This is a genomic window from Streptomyces sp. HUAS 31, assembly GCF_028198125.1.
Lineage (GTDB): Bacteria > Actinomycetota > Actinomycetes > Streptomycetales > Streptomycetaceae > Streptomyces > Streptomyces chartreusis.
In genome coordinates this window covers 9,610,152-9,626,380 of record NZ_CP116353.1, presented here as the reverse complement: position 1 = coordinate 9,626,380, position 16,229 = coordinate 9,610,152, and the positions used below count along the sequence as shown (strand labels likewise).

Sequence of the window (16,229 nt, the reverse complement as noted above, 5' to 3'; positions counted from 1 at the left end):
GAGAGAGAAGTACGCCATGAGCATCGCCCCCGACACGCGTACCGCCACCCCCCAACCCCTGGACCGTCCCTTGCCGCATGGGAACACCCACGACCTCGAGCTGTGGCTGACCGAACGGGTGGCCTTCCACCTGCACCGGGCGTGCGACGAGATCGACCCCGACACCCCGCTCGCCGACTACGGCATCGACTCGGTCGCGGCCATCAGCATCTGCGGCGAGATCGAACAGCACTACCGGCTCGCGGTCGCCCCCACCATCGCGTACGACTTCCCGACCGTCCACGCGATCACCGGTCACCTCGCCGAGCGCCTGGCCGACAAGGCGAAGCACGACGAGGAGCCCTCATGACCGAACGCGAACCCATCGCGGTCGTCGGCCTCGACTGCCGCTTCCCCGGCGCCCGCAACGCCCAGGAGTACTGGTCGCTCCTCATGGACGGACGCGACGGCACGGACCGCGTGCCCGAACAGCGCTGGGACGCCGACCGCTACTACGCCAATCCGTCGGCCGCCCCGCAGAGCACCCGCGAGGCCCGGCCGCGGGGCCGCAGCAACTCGGTGCGCGGCGGCTTCATCGCCGACCCCGATGCCTTCGACCCCGGCTTCTTCGGGATCGCCCCGCGCGAGGCCAGCGCCATGGACCCGCAGCAACGGCTGCTGCTGCAGTGCTCGTGGCGGGCCATCGAGGACGCCGCGCTCGCTCCGCAGGACCTGGCCGGCACCGAGACCGGCGTGTTCGTCGGCGTGATGGCCAACGAGTGGGCGTTCCTGCAACTCGCCGATTACGACCGGATCACCGCTCGTTACGGCTCGGGCAACGGCTACTTCATGGGCGCGAACCGCGTGTCGTACCATCTCGACCTCAACGGCCCCAGCCTGGCGGTGGACACGGCCTGCTCCTCCTCACTCGTCGCCGTCCACCTCGCGGTGAACGCGCTGCGTGCCAAAGAGTGCGACCACGCCCTCGCGGCCGGCACCAACCTGATCATGACGCCGGTCATCAACATCTTCTACGCCCAGGCCGGCCTCTCGGCACCGGACGGCCGCTGCAAGCCGTTCAGCGCCTCCGCCGACGGGATCGGACGGGCCGAGGGCGTCGCGGTGCTGGTACTGCGCAGACTGAGCGACGCCCTGGCGGACCGTCAGCCGGTGTACGCCGTGCTGAAGGAGACCGGGATCAACCAGGACGGGCGCAGCAACGGCATCACGGCGCCCAACCGCTGGGCGCAGCAGCGGCTGATCGAGTCCGTGTGGCGGCGGGCCGGCGTCACCGCCGATGACATCCGCTTCGTGGAGGCGCACGGCACCGGGACGCTGCTGGGCGACTTCATCGAGGCCCAGGCGCTCGGCGAGCTGACCAGTGGCCGCGGCGGCGGAAGCGTCGCGCTGGGCTCGGTCAAGAGCAATTTCGGGCACGCGGAGGGCGCGGCCGGGATCGCCGGGCTCATCAAGGCAGTCCTCGCACTGCACCACCGCACGGTGCCGCCGAGTCGGTTCGCCGACGACGAGAACCCGAAACTGGATCTGTCCGGGCGCCGGCTGTCCCTGCTGAGGTCGCCGCTCAAGCTGCCGTCCGGCACCGTGCACGCCGCGGTGAGCAGTTTCGGCATGGGCGGCAGCAACGCGCACGCGGTGCTGGGCTCCGCGCCCCGCGCGGTCCACCGCAGCCGGCACGCGGCACCGGGCGTGTTCACCCTCTCCGCCCGCACCCCGGAGCGGCTGCGCGCGAATCTGCTGGCGCAGGCCGACGTCCTGTCCCGCCGTCCCGGGAGCCAGCTGGCGCAGCTGTGCTGGACCAGCAACCGCGTCAAGTCCCGGCTGCGGCACCGCGCGGCCGTGGCAGCGGGCGATCTGCCCACGCTGGTCGCCGGGTTGCGGAAGGCCGCGGAGCGCGCCGAGGGGACCGCGCGGGTGGACGGCGGGCGGCGCGGGGTGCCGTCGGTGGCGTTCGCCTTCACGGGGCAGGGCGCCCAGCACGCTCGTATGACTGCGTCCTGGTACCGGTCGTGCCCCGCCTACGCGCGCCACCTCGACGAGATCGACACGCTGCTCGCCCCGCACACCGGCGTGTCCGTGCGCGACCAGGTGCTCGACGCAGACGCGGAGGTCCAGCGCGCGCGGCTGGCTCAGCCCGCGCTGTTCGCCGTCGAGTACGCGATGGCCGCCACCCTGACCGAGGCCGGGATCAGGCCGTCGTACGTGATCGGGCACAGCATCGGCGAGTTCGCCGCCGCGTGCGCGGCCGGGGCGCTGGACGTGGCGGACGCGGCGCGGCTGGTCGCCCGGCGCGGGGCGCTGATGGAGAAGCTGCCCAAGGACGGCGGGATGCTCTCGGTGAGCCTGGGCGCCATGGAGTTGGAACCGCTGCTGGTGGGGTGGGCGCGGCTGGGGGTGGCCGCGGTCAACGGCCGGCGCAGCACCGTGATCGCCGGGGACCTCGACGAACTGGCCGCGGTGGAGAGGGAGTTGGCCGAGCGCAAGGTGTCCGTCCGGCGGCTCACCGTCTCGCATGCCTTCCACTCGCCGCTGATGCGGCCCGTGGTCGAGGAGTTCCGCCGGGAGTGCGCGGACGTGTCCGACCGGCGCCCTGCGCTCCCGGTGTTCTCGACGGTGTACGGCCGTGAGTTGAGCGGCGAGGAGACCATGGACGCCGCCTACTGGGCGCGGCAGATCACCGAGCCGGTACGGTTCGCCGAGGCCGCGGGCGCGCTCCTCGCCACCAGTGTCACCCATGTGGTGGAGATCGGCCCGCGCGCGGTGCTCACCCCGCTGCTGTCGACGTTGCGGGCGGACGGGGGCCATGCAGTGAGCCTGCACGCCGCGCACCCGGGAGAGCACGCTCCCTGGCACCGCCCCCAGGAGCTGTTCGGGGAGCTGTGGTGCGCCGGTCTCACGCCGGACTGGGACCTGCTGTACGACGCGGAGGACCGGGTGCCGCGCCGACTGCCGCCGTACCTGTTCGACGAGTCGTTCCGGTCCTGGCGCTCCGGTGCCGCACCCGGACTTCCGGAACCGTCCACGCCATCCGTCCCCCCTGGCGCGGACACCGCCCCGGAACCGAGTGGCGCGGACCGCGGGGAATCGTGCCCCCCGGCCCCGGCGGGGGACCTACCGGACTCCCTCGCCGTGCTGACACGCCGTCTCGTGTGCCGGGTCGGCGGGCACGACCTGCAGCACGTGCACGACCACGACCGGCTCCACGAGGACCTTGGCTTCGACTCGATCCGGGTGATGGAGCTGAAGACCCGAATCGAGGACGCACTGCCGCAACTCGGGTCGCTCCCGATCGAGGATCTGCTCGCCAGCCTGCGCACGGTGGCCGACCTGGTCGCGTACCTGCGCAACCAACTCCCCCACGGCTCCGCCACCCCCCTTCCCATGACTATGGAAGGAACACGTTGATGGCACCTCCCACCGCGTACCTGGCCTCGGTCGGCACCTGCCTGCCCGGGGACCCGGTGGACAACGCGACCCTGGCCAAACTCGTCGGCGTCGACGAGACATGGGCCGAGATGTTCACCGGCAACATCAGCCGGTACTTCGCCGTCGACCTGGCGACCGGCCAGATACGGCACAGCCTGGCCGACATCGCGACGACCGCGGCCGACCGGGCGCTGGCGGAGGCCGGCCTGGAGCCGGGTGACGTCGACTGCGTCGTCCTGGGCACGGCCACCCCGGACCATCTGATGCCCGCCACGGTGAACCTGGTCGCGGACCGGCTCGGCGTCGACAACGTCCCCACGTACCAGCTCCAGTCCGGTTGCGCCGGAGCCGTGCAGGCTCTGGACGTGGCCCGCACCCTGCTGCTGGCCGGACGCTGCACCACCGCGCTGGTGATCGGCGGTGACGTGTGTGCCAAGCATCTTCAGACGGACTTCGACCCTGGCAGCCGCACCTCCGCCGAACTCGTCAACTACGTGCTCTTCGGCGACGGGGCCGGCGCGGCCGTGCTCAGCACCGAGGCCAGGGGCCAGGGCATCGAGATCCGGCAGGTACTCAACCGGCTGGTGGGCCTGGGCCGGGAGCCCGGCCAGGTCATCGACTGGTTCGGGCTCGGCGACCGGCACAGCGACCGCACCGCTGTCTTCGAGGACTACAAGGCGATCGAGGAGGCGGTGCCGGTCATGGCCGGGCAGATGTTCTGGGAGCTCCTGGACGACCTCGGCTGGAGCGCCGACGCAGTGGACTTCCTGCTGCCCCCACAGCTCTCCGGCCGGATGAGCGACCGCATCTCCGCGGGCATGCCCGCCCCGGAAGCCCGGCGTATCAACGTGGTGCGCACCGTCGGGAACAACGGCAACGCCCTGCCGTTCCTCCAGCTCGCCGAGCTGCTGCGGCAGTGGGACGGCCCCGGGCGCGCGGTCGCGGTGGCCATCGAGTCCAGCAAGTGGATCAAGTCGGGTATCGCACTGGAGCGTTCATGACCGAGACCGGGAACCGCACCCACGGCGCCTCTGGCACCTGGCACGACCCCCAGGCTCTCGGCACCCTGCGCGCCCTGCATCGGGCGGGCACGCTCGCCACGGAGTACGGACGGGTACGGACCCTGCTGGCACGCATGCCCGCGACCGACCTGTCGGCCGCGGGCCAGCTGCTGGCCCGGCTCGATGCGAAGGAGGTATGCCGCCACGCCGACGTCCCGGTGGTCACGGTCACCGTCACAGGCCACTCCACGGTAGCCCCCCTTCTGGCCCCCCTCACCGCCGAACTGGCCCGGCACGGGATGCTGTTGGAGGCGAAAGTCGCGCCGTACGGTTCCTATTTGCAGGACCTGATGCGACCCGCGACGGCCGGAGAGGAGCAGCCGCAGCTCACGCTGTGTCTGCTCGACGCGCACACGGTCTTCGACGACGTCACCGTGCCCTGGCGGGTCAAGGACGTCGAGGCAGCGGCACGGGCCCGGCTCTCGCTCGTCGCCGGGGCCGTGCGCACCCACCAGAAGGCCGGGCGTGGCCTGCTCGTCCTGAATACCGTGCCACTGCACCGCCGTTACACCCACCAGCTGGTCGACCTGCGCTCCCGCGCCCGGCTCGGCGCGGTGTGGCGGGACTTCAACCTCGGTCTGCTGTCCCTCGCCGAGTTGCACCCCGGGGTGGTCGTCGTGGACCTCGATCCGCTGGTGGCCGAGGGCGTTCCCGCGTGCGATCCACGCAGCGCGCAGTACGCCCGCGCCCGGCTGTCCGATGCGCTGCTCGCCGCCTACGCCCGGGAGGCCGCCCACGTCGTCCGCGCGCGCCTGGGCCGCACCCGCAAGTGTCTGGTGCTGGACCTGGACGGCACGCTGTGGGGAGGGGTGCTCGGCGAGGACGGGCCCGGTGGCGTCGACCTCGGCTCCGGTCTGCGGGGCGAGGCCTTCCAGGAGTTCCAGCGGGTGCTCGGGCAACTCGGCGCGCAGGGCGTGCTGCTGGCGGTCAGCAGCAAGAACGACACCGACGCGGTGCGCGAGACACTGCGCACCCATCCGGCCATGGTGCTGCGCGAGGACGACTTCGTCCGCGTCAACGCCAACTGGAAGGCGAAGCACGACAATCTCCGCGACATCGCCGACCGGCTCGGGCTCGGCCTGGACAGCTTCGTCTTCGTCGACGACAGCCTCTTCGAGTGCGGGCTGGTTGCCGAGCAGCTGCCCGAGGTCGCCGTCGTCCGGGTCGACGAGGAGCCCGCCCTGCACCCCTCGGCGCTGCTGGCCGACGGCTGGTTCGACCTGTTCGAGCTCACCGAGGCCGACCTGGAACGGGCCGGCCGCTACCGCACCGAGGCCCTGCGGCAGGAATTCCGCGAGGACTTCGGTTCCTACCGGGACTATCTCGAAGGACTCGGGCTGGAGGTCCTCCTGCGCCCGCCGGACGAGTCGGAGATCGCCCGGGTCTCCCAGCTCACGCTGCGCACCAACCAGTTCCACCTGGTCACCGAACGCCTGCAGGTCCCGCAGGTGTCGGCGCGGATGGAGCGCCCGGGGCTGCACGTGATCGCGGTGCGGGCGCGCGATCGGTTCGGCGACCACGGCCTGGTCGGCGCCCTGTTCCTGCGGCGCGACGCAGAGGTGCTGTGCATCGACAACTTCGTCCTCAGCTGCCGGGTGTTCTCCCGGGGCATCGAGAGCGCCTGTGTGACGGCGGTGCTGGAGTTCGCCCGTGACACCGGCGCGGGCGCCGTGACGGGCCGTTATCGGCCCACACCCCGCAACGCCGCGTTCGCCTCCTTCTACGCAGAGCACGGCTTCGCCGTCACCGGCACCGATCCGGAGCACCCCGACGCGGTCACCTTTCGGCACGACCTTGGCGACATCACCCCTGCCCCCGCCCATCTGCGGCTGCAAGCCGCGTTCGGGCCGTTCGACGGAGACTCCGCATGACCACTGCCCTCGCCGACACCGAAGAGTTCCGCACTCTCCTGGAGGAGGAACTCGGCCTGCAGGTCCGGGCCGAGGACCTCGACCGCCCCCTGGACGACTTCCCCGACTGGGACTCGGTGCTGCTGCTGCGGCTGGTGACCGTCGTGGAGAACGCCGTCGGCCGACGCATCCCAGTGGTCGACATGCTGGAGACGAGGACCTTCCGGCAGATGTACGAAGTGGTGGCGGGCCGGTGACCACGCCCCAGGCAGGTCCGGCACTCGTAGCCGCCGAACCCGAGGCCTGCCTGCACTTCCGCGCCCTGTTCCTGGACACCCAGCTGGACGTCGTCCTGTCCCCCGGCTTTGGCAGGCGGATGCGGGCTGGCCTCGCCCGCCTCGTCACCGGCGGTGGGAACGGGCCGGGGACCGGTGGCGCGTCCGAGATCCCGGCGCGTGTCCCGGAAGAGGCACGTGTCCCCGAAGAGAAAGGAACGGCCCGGTGATCCCCGTAGCCGAGTTGTGGAGGTTCGCCCTTCCCCACGCGTACGCCCAGGGCATCCCCGGAGATGTCGTCCACCGGGTGATGCGGAACCTCAAGGAGGACGCCAAGGGCGAAGGCCCCGGCGTCTGGACCCACCAGTGGTCGTCGCTCGCGAAGGCGGCCGAGGCACGCGGCCGCGATCTGGACGCGGTTCGCTACTACACGATGGCCCGCTTCCCGTACGTCGACGGACCGAGCCGGCAAGCAGCACAGAGCGCCGCTGTGGAGGCCTTCGACCGCTGGCGCAAACGCGTCCGCGGCATCTCCCGGCTCGATCTGCCCTTCGACGGGGCGGGCTTCGCCTGCTGGGCCGCCGGGCTGTCCCAGCGCAGCAGCCTCCCGCTCATCCTCGTTCTGGGCGGCGTCACCGGTACGAAGGAGCAGTGGGCCCCGGTGCTGGCCGGAGCCGACCGGCTCGGCGCGGCCGTCGTGGTCACGGAACTGCCAGGCGTCGGCGAGAACACCCTCACCTACGGATCGGACAGCACGCGCATGCTCACGTATCTCCTCGACCTGCTCGGCCGTGCCGCCGACGCTTCCCGTACCTGTGTCGTGGGCCTGAGCTTCGGCGGGCATCTCGCCCTGCGACACGCGCTGGAGGACGATCGCATCCGGGGACTGGTGACCGCCGGGGCCCCGGTGCGCGACTTCTTCACCCGCGCCGCGCACCGCACGCCGCTGCCCCGCCTGATGACGCTGACCCTGTCCCATGTGATGCGGACGCCGGTGGACCGGCTCCCGGCCGCCCTCGCCGACTGGGGCGTCGACGAGGAGCGGCTGACCCGACTGCGCACCCCGGTCGCGTACGCGGCGAGCCGCGACGACGAGGTCGCGCCGCCGTCCGACGTCCGGTTGCTGGAGCAGACCGTGCCGCACCTGCGCCTGGTCGAGAACGACGCCCTCGGCGGCAGCCCCGACCAGGCTGCCGAGACCCGCCTGTGGCTGCTGTCGCAGGCGCTGCGCATGGCCGGCACGGCGAGCGGCGTCCGCCGGGCCGCCTCGGCCCGGGCCCGGGTCCTGCGCGCACGCCGCCGCCTCGCCCGTACATTGCACGGAGCCCCCGCATGACCACTACGGCTCCGGCGTCCTGCCTCGGCCGGGCGCCCCGCGAGGGCGCCCGGCTCAGGCTGTTCTGCTTCCACCACGCGGGCGGCGGCGCCTCGTTCTTCAGCTCGTGGCCCGGTCGCCTTCCGTTCGGCGTCGACGTCCTGCCGGTGCAGTTGCCGGGCCGCGAGGCGCGCTATCGCGAGCCCCGCTTCCAGGACGCGGGCGAGGTCGTCGAGGCCCTCGGGCGGGATCTCGCGCCTCGGCTCGACGAGGGGCCCTGGGCCGCCTACGGCCACAGCATGGGCGCGTTGGTGGCCTTCGCGCTGACGGCGGCCCGGCTGCGCGAGGGCGGCCGCCCTCCCGAGGCCCTGTTCCTCGGGGCGTACGCGGCGCCGTATGTGGCGCCGTCGCTGCCGCCGCCCGACCGGTACGACGACCACGAACTGGCCCGGCTCCTGGTGGACTTGGGCGGTCTGAGTCCGCGGTTCCTCGGACGGGACGACTGGCTGCGGGTGCTGCTGCCCATCCTCCGCGACGACCTGCGGGTCTGCGCGACCCACCACCGGGCGGGACTGCGGGACCCGGACGACGAACGGGCCCGGCTGCCGATCCACGTCGAGGCTTTCGCGGGCGTCGACGACCCGCTCGTCACCACGGGCGCGGTGCGGGCCTGGGGGAGGTACGTGAACAGCTTCCGCATGACCACCGTCCCTGGCGGTCACTTCTTTCCGCGTCAGGCACCCGATCCGTTCTTCGACCGGCTCAGCCCTTCGCTGGCCCGGCTTCTCGCGGAACCGGGCGCACCACCTTCGGCACCCGGTTGATGCGTCGTTGCATCTCGTCGGCGTTCTTCTCGTACAGCGTGGCCTGCTCCTGGACCCCCGGCATGACCCACAGCGGGCGTGACGAGGCGTCGGCGAAGCAGAGTCCAACGGTGTCGGGCCGCAGTCCGGTCAGGGTGAGCGCGAAGGGTTCCAGGTAGTCGATGCCGGCGTCCGAAGTGAGCCGGAAAGGCCGGTCGTGGCCCGGGTAGACCACGTCGGACACGGTAAGGACCCGTTCGATGCTGCGGGCGGCCTGGTCGGTGTCCCAGAAGACCAGGGGGTTGCGTTTGGTGAGGGCGACGTACGCGAAGTGCAGGGCGTCGCCGGTGATGGTGGCGCGCCCCCGCTCGGTCTGCACGACCACGCCGATGCTGCCGGGCGAGTGGCCGGGCAGGCCAATGACGTCCACGCCGGGGATGATCTCCTCCCCGTCCGTGACCTCGCGGACGGGGAGTTGTTCGAGGAGCAGCCCCGTCCAGGCGGGCGTGGCCCAGTCGTTGGCGTGCGGGGTGTGCGCGTACCGGCGCTCGTCGGGGTGGAGGACGAGGGTGGCCTGCGGGAACAGGTCGATGTTCTGGACATGGTCCCAGTGGGCGTGGGTGAGGACGACGGTGTCGATGTCCTCGGCGTCGAGGCCGTGTGCGGCGAGCGCGTTCCGCAGGAAGGGGCGGCGGCCGACGTGGGCGGCGTCGACGAGGATGTTCCGGTGCCGTCCGGCGGCGTCCGGGCCGCGTACCAGGAACACCCCGCAGAAAGCGGGATAGCCCTGGTCGGTGTCGATGGCGAAGCCGGGCAAAAGGATGTCGATCGTCGGCATGGAACTCCCTTGGTCCGTGGGCGGGTTGCCCGCTTTCACTGGTCCTGCAGGGCGTTACGGATCGCGTCGAGGCCGGCCGGGTTGACGAGGGTGGACAGGTCACCGAGCGCCTCGCCGGTGACGAGGCTGCGGATGAGCCGCCGCATCACCTTGCCGTTGCGGGTCCTGGGCAGCACCGGTACGGCGACCACCCGACTGGGCCGGAACGCGGGGCCGAGCGCGTGCGCCACCCGGCCGCGGATCCGCTCGGCTTCCGGTGCGCCGATGGGCCGCCCGGCCGCCGGGACCGCGAAGCACCACAGGGCCTCGCCCTTGACGGGGTGCGGTATCCCGACTGCGGCCGCCTCCGCGACGGCCGGGTCGCCGACGACGGCGTCCTCGACCTCGGTGGGCCCGAGGCGTTTGCCGGCCACCTTGATGATGTCGTCGAGGCGGCCATGGACGAACCACTCGTCACCGGTCCGGGAGACGAGGTCGCCGTGGGACCAGCGGCCCGGCCTCCGGCCGAAGTAGGTGTCGGCGAAGCGTTCCCGCGCTCGCCACAGTCCCCGGGTCATGCCGGGCCAGGAGTGCCGCACGACCAGTTCACCGACGTGTCCTTCGGGCGGCTCGGTGTCCTGGTCGTCCTCGATCGCCGCGTCGATGCCCAGGCAGGGCCCCGAGAAGCTGCACGGCGACTGGGGCAGGGTGGGCGCGGACGCGAGCAGGGATCCGCCGACCTCGGTGCCGCCGCAGATGTTGATCACCGGGCAGCGTTCGCCGCCGAAGTCGGCGAAGTACCAGCGCCACGCCTCCTCGGTCCACGGCTCGCCGGTGGAGCCGAGGACGCGCAACCGGGACGGCGCCGGATGCTTCGGGCCGCGGCCCATCAGCATGCGGGCCAGGCTGGGCGAGCTGCCGAAGACGGTGACCCCGTGGTCGTCGAGCAGCCGCCACAGGCGGGTGACGTCCGGATGGTCGATCGCGCCCTGGTACGCCAGGACGCAGGCGCCGGCGAGGGTGGCGCCCACGGCGACGAGCGGGAACATGATCCAGCCGGGGTCGGTGACCCAGAAGGCCACGTCGTCCGGCCGCAGGTCGAGGTTGTACCGGGTCTCGCTGCCGACCTGGACCGGGAAGCCGCCGTGGGTGTGCATCGCGCCCTTGGGGCGCCCGGTGGTGCCCGACGTGTGCAGCAGGAGGAAGGGGGTGCCGGTCGGGAGTGAGACGGCCTCGGCGGGCTCGGCGCCGCAGAGGCTGTGCCAGGTCGTCGTCGCGGGCCCCGGCGAGGCGGTCGGCTCGTCCTGCGACACGTCCCCCGCCCGGGAGGGCCTCGACGCACGGGGCGTCGCGCCCGCCCCTAGGGGTGCGGATGGCACGTTCCGGCGGCTCTGCCCGGAGGGATTCGGCGGGGCGCCCGGCTCTTCCGGAACGACGACGAGATGACGTACGCATGTGGCCTTTTCCAGTGCGGTACGGGCCACCGTCTCCATGTCGTACCGGCGGCCGTGCCGGGTGGCGGCCGCCGCGGTGACCAGGACTTTCGCCCCGGCGTCGACAAGCCGGACGGCGATCGCCTCGGTGCCGAAGCCGGAGAACAGCGGCACCAGCACGGCGCCGATGCGCGCGCAGGCGAAGAGCAGGACGAAGGCCTCGGGACCGGCCGGCAGATACCCGGCCACCCGGTCGCCCTCCACGACCCCGAGGGCGCGCAGTCCGCCTGCCACCCGGGCGCTGCGGGCGGCGACGTCGTCGTACGTCAGAACCCCGTTCGTGCCGTCCTCCCGCTCCCAGCGCAGTGCGGGAGCCCGCCCGCGCCCCTGCCGTAGATGGCGGTGGAGACAGGAGTCCACGAGGTTGGTGCGTCCGCCCGGGAACCAGCGGGTGAAGGCGATGCCTCCGGTGTCGTCGCACACGCGCGTCGGCGGCGTGTGCCAGACGATGCCGATGTCCGCCGCGGCCCGTTCCCAGAACCACTGGGGGTGGGTGACGGACCTGGTCTGCAGTTCGCGGTAGCCGCCGTCGATGCCGTGCTTGCGGCAGAAGGCCGCGATGTTGCCGTGTTCGGTGAACTCCGGCGTGGGATGCCAGACGTACTCGCTCATCGGGTCCCGTCCGGGTTCTCGATCAGTGCGGCGATTCCCTGGCCGCCGCCGATGCACAGGGCGATCACAGCCAACCGGCAGCCCGTGCGGCGCAGTTCGTGAGCCGCCTTGAGCAACAGGACGGTTCCCGTGGCGCCGATGGGATGGCCGAGGGCGATCGCCCCGCCGTTCGGGTTGACGCGGTCCGGATCGAGCTTGAGTCCGTCCATGACGGCCAGGACCTGGGCGGCGAACGCCTCGTTGAGTTCGATCACGTCGATCGCGTCCAGGGTGAGGCCGTTCCGATGCAGCAGGCTGCGGATCGCCTCGGCCGGGGCGACGCCCATGATCTCCGGCTCCAGCGCGGTGACGACCGCGTCGCGCAGCCGGCAGAGCGGTGCGGTGCCGGGGGTGAGATCGGCCGAGCGCATCAGCAGCACGGCGGCAGCGCCGTCGTTGATGCCGGCGGAGTTCCCGGCGGTGATCGTGCCGTTCTGCGAGAACACGGGAGCCAGGCCGGCGAGCTTGTCCACCGTCGTGCCGGGCCGGGGATGTTCGTCCCGCTCCACGACGCCGCCCGGGGTGGCCACGGGCACGATCTGCTCGTCGAAACGTCCCTCGCGGACGGCGACGGCGGCCCGGCGCTGACTCTCGGCGGCCCATCCGTCCTGGCGCTGCCGCGAGATGTCGTACCGGTCCGCCACCACCTCGCCCGTCATGCCCATGGGGTAACGCCCGAAGGGGTCGGTGACCAGGGAAACGGTGCCGTCCATGGTCGGCTCTCCCGGCACCTCGTCGGGGGCCCGTTCGCTGTAGTCGAGCAGCGGCTGACGGGTCATCGACTCGTTGCCGCCCGCCACGACGACGTCCGCCTCGCCGAGGGTGAGGCTCTGGGCGGCCGACCAGACGGCCTGCAGTCCGGACCCGCACAGCCTGTTGACGTTGTACGCGGGGGTCGTCACGGGTAGCCCGGCGGCCAGGGACGCACGCCGGGCGTTGAACGCGTCGGGGCCCACCTGGCCCACGCAGCCCAGGACGACCTCGCTCACGGCGCCGAGGTCCAGCCCACCGCCGACGACCGCCTCGCGGATCACGAGGGCGCCCAGCCGGTGCGCGGGAGTCGAGCTCAGTGCGCCCTTGTATCGGCCGATCGGGGTACGCACCCCGTGGACGACGGCGATGTCTACGGGCATCGGGGGTCACTCCTTCGCTGTGGGCTCGGCGTCCGCACCGGACTGGGCGGACGCGCTGGAGGCGGCGGACGCGCTGGACGTCGCCGGGTGTGCGGCGAGCAAGGTGAGGGCGTCCCGGTCGGGTCGGATCAGGAGCGCCGAGACCACGGCACCGGCGATCAGCAGACAGGCGGCCAGGTCGAAGGCCCGCCCGTAGCCGACGGCCTCGGTGGGCGCCGCGTCGATGATCCGCCCGGTGACATAGGGGGCGAGCAGGCTCGAGAGGGCGGCGAGGGCGTAGGAGAGGCCCAGGGCGGCGCTGCGCCGGCCGGCCGGGCAGATGTCCGCGATCGCCGCGTTGGTCAGGGGGGTCTGTCCGTTGCCCGCGGAGAACGCCAGGACCAGCAACGGCAGCAGGAGGGGGGCGGGACCGGCCCGGGTCGCGAGCAGCAGACACGTGCCGGCGAGAAGCGGCAGCAGCGCGCCGACCAGTCCCTGCGCGATCCGGGCGGTCACCCCTCTCCGCATCAGCCGGTGCGCGACGGCTCCCGCGGTGAGGACCAGGACGGCCATGGACAGGGCCGGCAGCCCGACGATCCCGCTGATCTCCGCGTCGCTGAAGCCCACCTGGTCCTCCAGGAAGAGCGGCAGCCAGGCGAACCCCAGGGAGAGCGTCCACATGACCGCGAAAGTAGAGAAGGTGGCCCCGAGCCAGGTGCCCGTTGTGACGATGCGCCGGAAGGGGACCGTGGGGCGCGCCCCGTCGGCGGAGACCGTCGGGACGTCCCCTGCCGACGGTTCGTCGTCTGCCGGTCCGGGGCCCAGGTGTGCGGCGTACGGCCCGCCGCCGCCGACCCTCAGCCAGACCAGGGTCCACACCACCCCGGCGGCCCCGAGCAGGCCGAACGCGGCCCGCCAGCCGAGGGTGTTGGTGACCAGGACGACCAGCGGGGCGGCCAGGACGGTGCCCCCCGCGCCGCCCGCGACCACGACGGCCGAGGGCAGCGCGCGCCGCTTCTCCGGAAACCAGGTGAACGCCGTGTAGTTGGCCAGCGGGAAGCCCGGCCCCTCACCCGCACCGAGCACGACCCGGGTGGCGACGAGGGCTCCGAATCCTGTGGCGGGGAGGAGGATCGGCAGTTGCGCCGCCGCCCAGAGAAGGGCGAGCACGGCGAGCAGGGGCCGGGGGCGGATGCGGTCGCCCAGGAAGCCGACCGAGACCGCCGAGAGGCTGAACAGGAGGTAGAAGCTGCTGGCGATGGTGCCGAACTCGGTGGCGGAGAGCCCGAGGTCGTCCTTGATGGGGCCCGCGGTCAGGCCGAGGACGGCCTTGTCAGCGGCGTTGACGACGATGAAGAGCGCCAGCAGGGCCAGGACGGTGCGGGCCCGGCGGCGGGTGCCGTCCGCCGTGGCCGACCGGGTGTCCGCCCCAACGGTCATGCGCGGGCCAGACGTTCGTCGAGCCAGTCGAAGACCCGCTGGTGAAAGCGGAGCGCCGCGCCTTCCTGGCAGTGTTCGCCGGCCCCTTCGGCGACGGTGAACAGCATCAGCTCCTTCGTGCAGCGCAGCGCCTCGTGCACCCGCCGGGCCTCGCCGTGAAAGGGCAGGTCGTTCTCCGCGTCGAGGACGAGCGTGGGGCAGGTGATGTGCGCGACCGCGGTGTCGAGGTTGTACGGAGCGCAGGCGCGCAGCGCCTCGGGGGGCGTCTTGGCCCCGAAGACCCACATGCCGTGCCGCAGGAACCAGCGCGCCTGGGTGCTCTGGGCCATGGTGACGGCCAGCGCGGGCCCGGCCACGTCGTCCCGGGCGTCCGTCACCCACTCGCCGAGGTAGGGCGGAATGCCACGAAGGGGGACCTCATAGAAGTCGTAGACCCCGTTGTGCAGGACGCACGCGGCGAAGCGGTCCTCGAAGGCCGTGGCGCGGGCGGCCAGCAGTCCGCCGAAGCTGGTGCCGAACAGCACGAGCCTCTCAGGATCCACCTCCGGGCGGGTCAGGGCGTGGTCCACCACGGGCGTGACCACGTGTTCCCAGTCCGGCCGGAAGACCAGTCCCTGCTCCCGGCGGACGGACTGCTGCCCGGGGCCTTCGAAGGCGAGGACGTGGTAGCCGCGGCGCAGTGCCCCGCCGGCCGCCATGAAGTACAGCTCTTCCAGGGTGGAGTCGTATCCGCCGTGGTGGATGACGGTGGGCCGGCTGCGGCCCGTGTCGTCCGCGAGGAACAGGTATCCCGGGAGGGTGGTGTCCTCGTAGGGGATCCGCAGGGGCACGACCGGAGTGTCGAACAGCTGTGCCGCCTGCGCGAAGGTCTGCCGCGAGCACCGGGCGAGGCGGGCCGACTCGGGGTCGGAGTCCCGGTCCTCGACGCGGAAGAAGTCGGCGGTGCGGTAGTAGTTCGAGGCCCGCAGGAGGGACTCGCGGGCGCTGACCCGGTGGCCGGCGGCGAGTGCCTCGGCGCCGACACGGTGGAGGCGTTCGGCGACGGCGGTCCACTCCCGGCACCAGGCCTCCTCGTCGCCGTCGGGGATGTCGCGCGAGGCGGCCAGGACCTCGCCGAGATCGGCGCCCGCGTAAGCGGCGTGTCCGGCCGTGCGCAGCGCCTGGAAGGAGAACGCCGCGTCGTCGAAGAGGAACTTCATCGGGACCCCTTTCGAGATGGAACGGAACAGAGCCGTTCCGTCTCGCGCCGGAACGTACACCCGGCCCGGACGGAACGCAACCGTTCCGTTCGGTGTTAATCTCCCGCAGTGGAATCGACCAGCCGTGACGACGTCGACCGCAGGCCCACGGGCTCCGCGGTCCTGCGGGAGTCCGTGACCGAGACGATCAGGCGGGCGGTGTTCGAGGAGCTCGCCCAGACCGGTTTCGCCCGGATGTCGATGGAGGCCGTAACCCGCCGGGCCCGCGTCGGCAAGGCGGCCCTCTACCGGCGCTGGCCCTCCAAGGAGGCGATGGTCGTGGAGCTGGTCTCCGAGGCCGCCGCCGAACACCTCCCCGTGACGGCCGGCTCCGGGTCACTGCGCGACGACGTCGAACGGTTCGTCCGGGACACCATGGCCGACCTCCGCCATCCACTTGTCGGCCGGATCGTCCCCGACCTGGTTGCCGAGTCGGCCCGCAACCCCTCGCTGAGCGCCGCGCTCCACGAGGCGGTCCTCACCCCCCGGCGCGCCGCGGTGGCGACGGTGCTGCACCAGGCGATCGACCGCGGAGAGCTGCCAGCCGACATCGACATGGGCCTGGCCGTCGATCTGTTCGGCGCCCCGTTGTACTTCAGGATGCTCGCGGTCGGCGGACCCACCGACGACGCCTACGTCGCCCGCCTCACCCGCGCCGTCCTCTCGGCACTCGCCGCCAGCCGCTGAGCGAGGCCTGAAGCGCGGGCACTCGCGCGCGTCACCGGACGCGGGCTGGGCAGGCGTGCCCGCT

14 protein-coding genes are annotated in these 16,229 nt (G+C 72.4%); 9 read left to right on the top strand and 5 right to left on the bottom strand.

What is annotated here, in order from left to right:
* Positions 1-16: 16 nt before the first annotated feature.
* The 8 genes from PGH47_RS41760 to PGH47_RS41725 are packed head-to-tail and all read left to right on the top strand — an operon-like array spanning position 17 to position 8,748.
* Positions 17-349, top strand: coding sequence for an acyl carrier protein (locus PGH47_RS41760; RefSeq protein WP_126897295.1), 333 nt, complete (start codon positions 17-19; stop codon positions 347-349).
* A complete protein-coding gene (locus PGH47_RS41755; protein ID WP_271667847.1) occupies positions 346-3,402 on the top strand; it encodes a type I polyketide synthase in 3,057 nt (1,018 codons plus the stop codon). Before PGH47_RS41760 ends, PGH47_RS41755 begins: the two co-directional genes overlap by 4 nt.
* Positions 3,402-4,424, top strand: coding sequence for a 3-oxoacyl-ACP synthase III family protein (locus PGH47_RS41750; RefSeq protein ID WP_271667846.1), 1,023 nt, complete (start codon positions 3,402-3,404; stop codon positions 4,422-4,424). Before PGH47_RS41755 ends, PGH47_RS41750 begins: the two co-directional genes overlap by 1 nt.
* A complete protein-coding gene (locus PGH47_RS41745; protein WP_271667845.1) occupies positions 4,421-6,355 on the top strand; it encodes an HAD-IIIC family phosphatase in 1,935 nt (644 codons plus the stop codon). The genes PGH47_RS41750 and PGH47_RS41745 overlap by 4 nt, the downstream gene beginning before the upstream one ends.
* A complete protein-coding gene (locus PGH47_RS41740; protein ID WP_126897291.1) occupies positions 6,352-6,591 on the top strand; it encodes a phosphopantetheine-binding protein in 240 nt (79 codons plus the stop codon). The genes PGH47_RS41745 and PGH47_RS41740 overlap by 4 nt, the downstream gene beginning before the upstream one ends.
* Positions 6,588-6,839, top strand: coding sequence for a hypothetical protein (locus tag PGH47_RS41735; RefSeq protein ID WP_271667844.1), 252 nt, complete (start codon positions 6,588-6,590; stop codon positions 6,837-6,839). The genes PGH47_RS41740 and PGH47_RS41735 overlap by 4 nt, the downstream gene beginning before the upstream one ends.
* A complete protein-coding gene (locus PGH47_RS41730) occupies positions 6,836-7,945 on the top strand; it encodes an alpha/beta fold hydrolase (protein ID WP_271667843.1) in 1,110 nt (369 codons plus the stop codon). The genes PGH47_RS41735 and PGH47_RS41730 overlap by 4 nt, the downstream gene beginning before the upstream one ends.
* Complete coding sequence (locus tag PGH47_RS41725) at positions 7,942-8,748, top strand: thioesterase II family protein (RefSeq protein WP_271667842.1); 807 nt, start codon at positions 7,942-7,944, stop codon at positions 8,746-8,748. The genes PGH47_RS41730 and PGH47_RS41725 overlap by 4 nt, the downstream gene beginning before the upstream one ends.
* On the opposite strand, the gene PGH47_RS41720 is transcribed toward PGH47_RS41725, so the two are convergent.
* Genes PGH47_RS41720 through PGH47_RS41700 form a run of 5 tightly spaced genes read right to left on the bottom strand, consistent with a single transcriptional unit; the run spans position 8,687 to position 15,439 of the window.
* On the bottom strand, positions 8,687-9,565 hold the full coding sequence (locus PGH47_RS41720; protein ID WP_271667841.1) for an MBL fold metallo-hydrolase: 879 nt from the start codon (positions 9,563-9,565) through the stop codon (positions 8,687-8,689). The two genes, PGH47_RS41725 and PGH47_RS41720, sit on opposite strands and share 62 nt — an antisense overlap.
* A gap of 35 nt (positions 9,566-9,600) precedes the next feature.
* Positions 9,601-11,649: an AMP-binding protein gene (locus PGH47_RS41715; protein ID WP_271667840.1), complete on the bottom strand. Its 2,049-nt coding sequence runs from the start codon at positions 11,647-11,649 to the stop codon at positions 9,601-9,603.
* Positions 11,646-12,821, bottom strand: coding sequence for a thiolase family protein (locus tag PGH47_RS41710; RefSeq protein WP_271667839.1), 1,176 nt, complete (start codon positions 12,819-12,821; stop codon positions 11,646-11,648). Before PGH47_RS41710 ends, PGH47_RS41715 begins: the two co-directional genes overlap by 4 nt.
* Positions 12,822-12,827: 6 nt before the next feature.
* On the bottom strand, positions 12,828-14,240 hold the full coding sequence (locus PGH47_RS41705; RefSeq protein WP_271667838.1) for an MFS transporter: 1,413 nt from the start codon (positions 14,238-14,240) through the stop codon (positions 12,828-12,830).
* On the bottom strand, positions 14,237-15,439 hold the full coding sequence (locus PGH47_RS41700; protein WP_271667837.1) for an alpha/beta hydrolase family protein: 1,203 nt from the start codon (positions 15,437-15,439) through the stop codon (positions 14,237-14,239). The genes PGH47_RS41705 and PGH47_RS41700 overlap by 4 nt, the downstream gene beginning before the upstream one ends.
* Positions 15,440-15,547: 108 nt before the next feature.
* Between PGH47_RS41700 and PGH47_RS41695 the strand changes: the two genes are divergently transcribed.
* Positions 15,548-16,165 carry a TetR/AcrR family transcriptional regulator gene (locus tag PGH47_RS41695; RefSeq protein WP_271667836.1) on the top strand — a complete coding sequence of 206 codons (618 nt, stop codon included), beginning with the start codon at positions 15,548-15,550 and terminating at the stop codon, positions 16,163-16,165.
* The last annotated feature ends 64 nt before the right edge of the window (positions 16,166-16,229 follow it).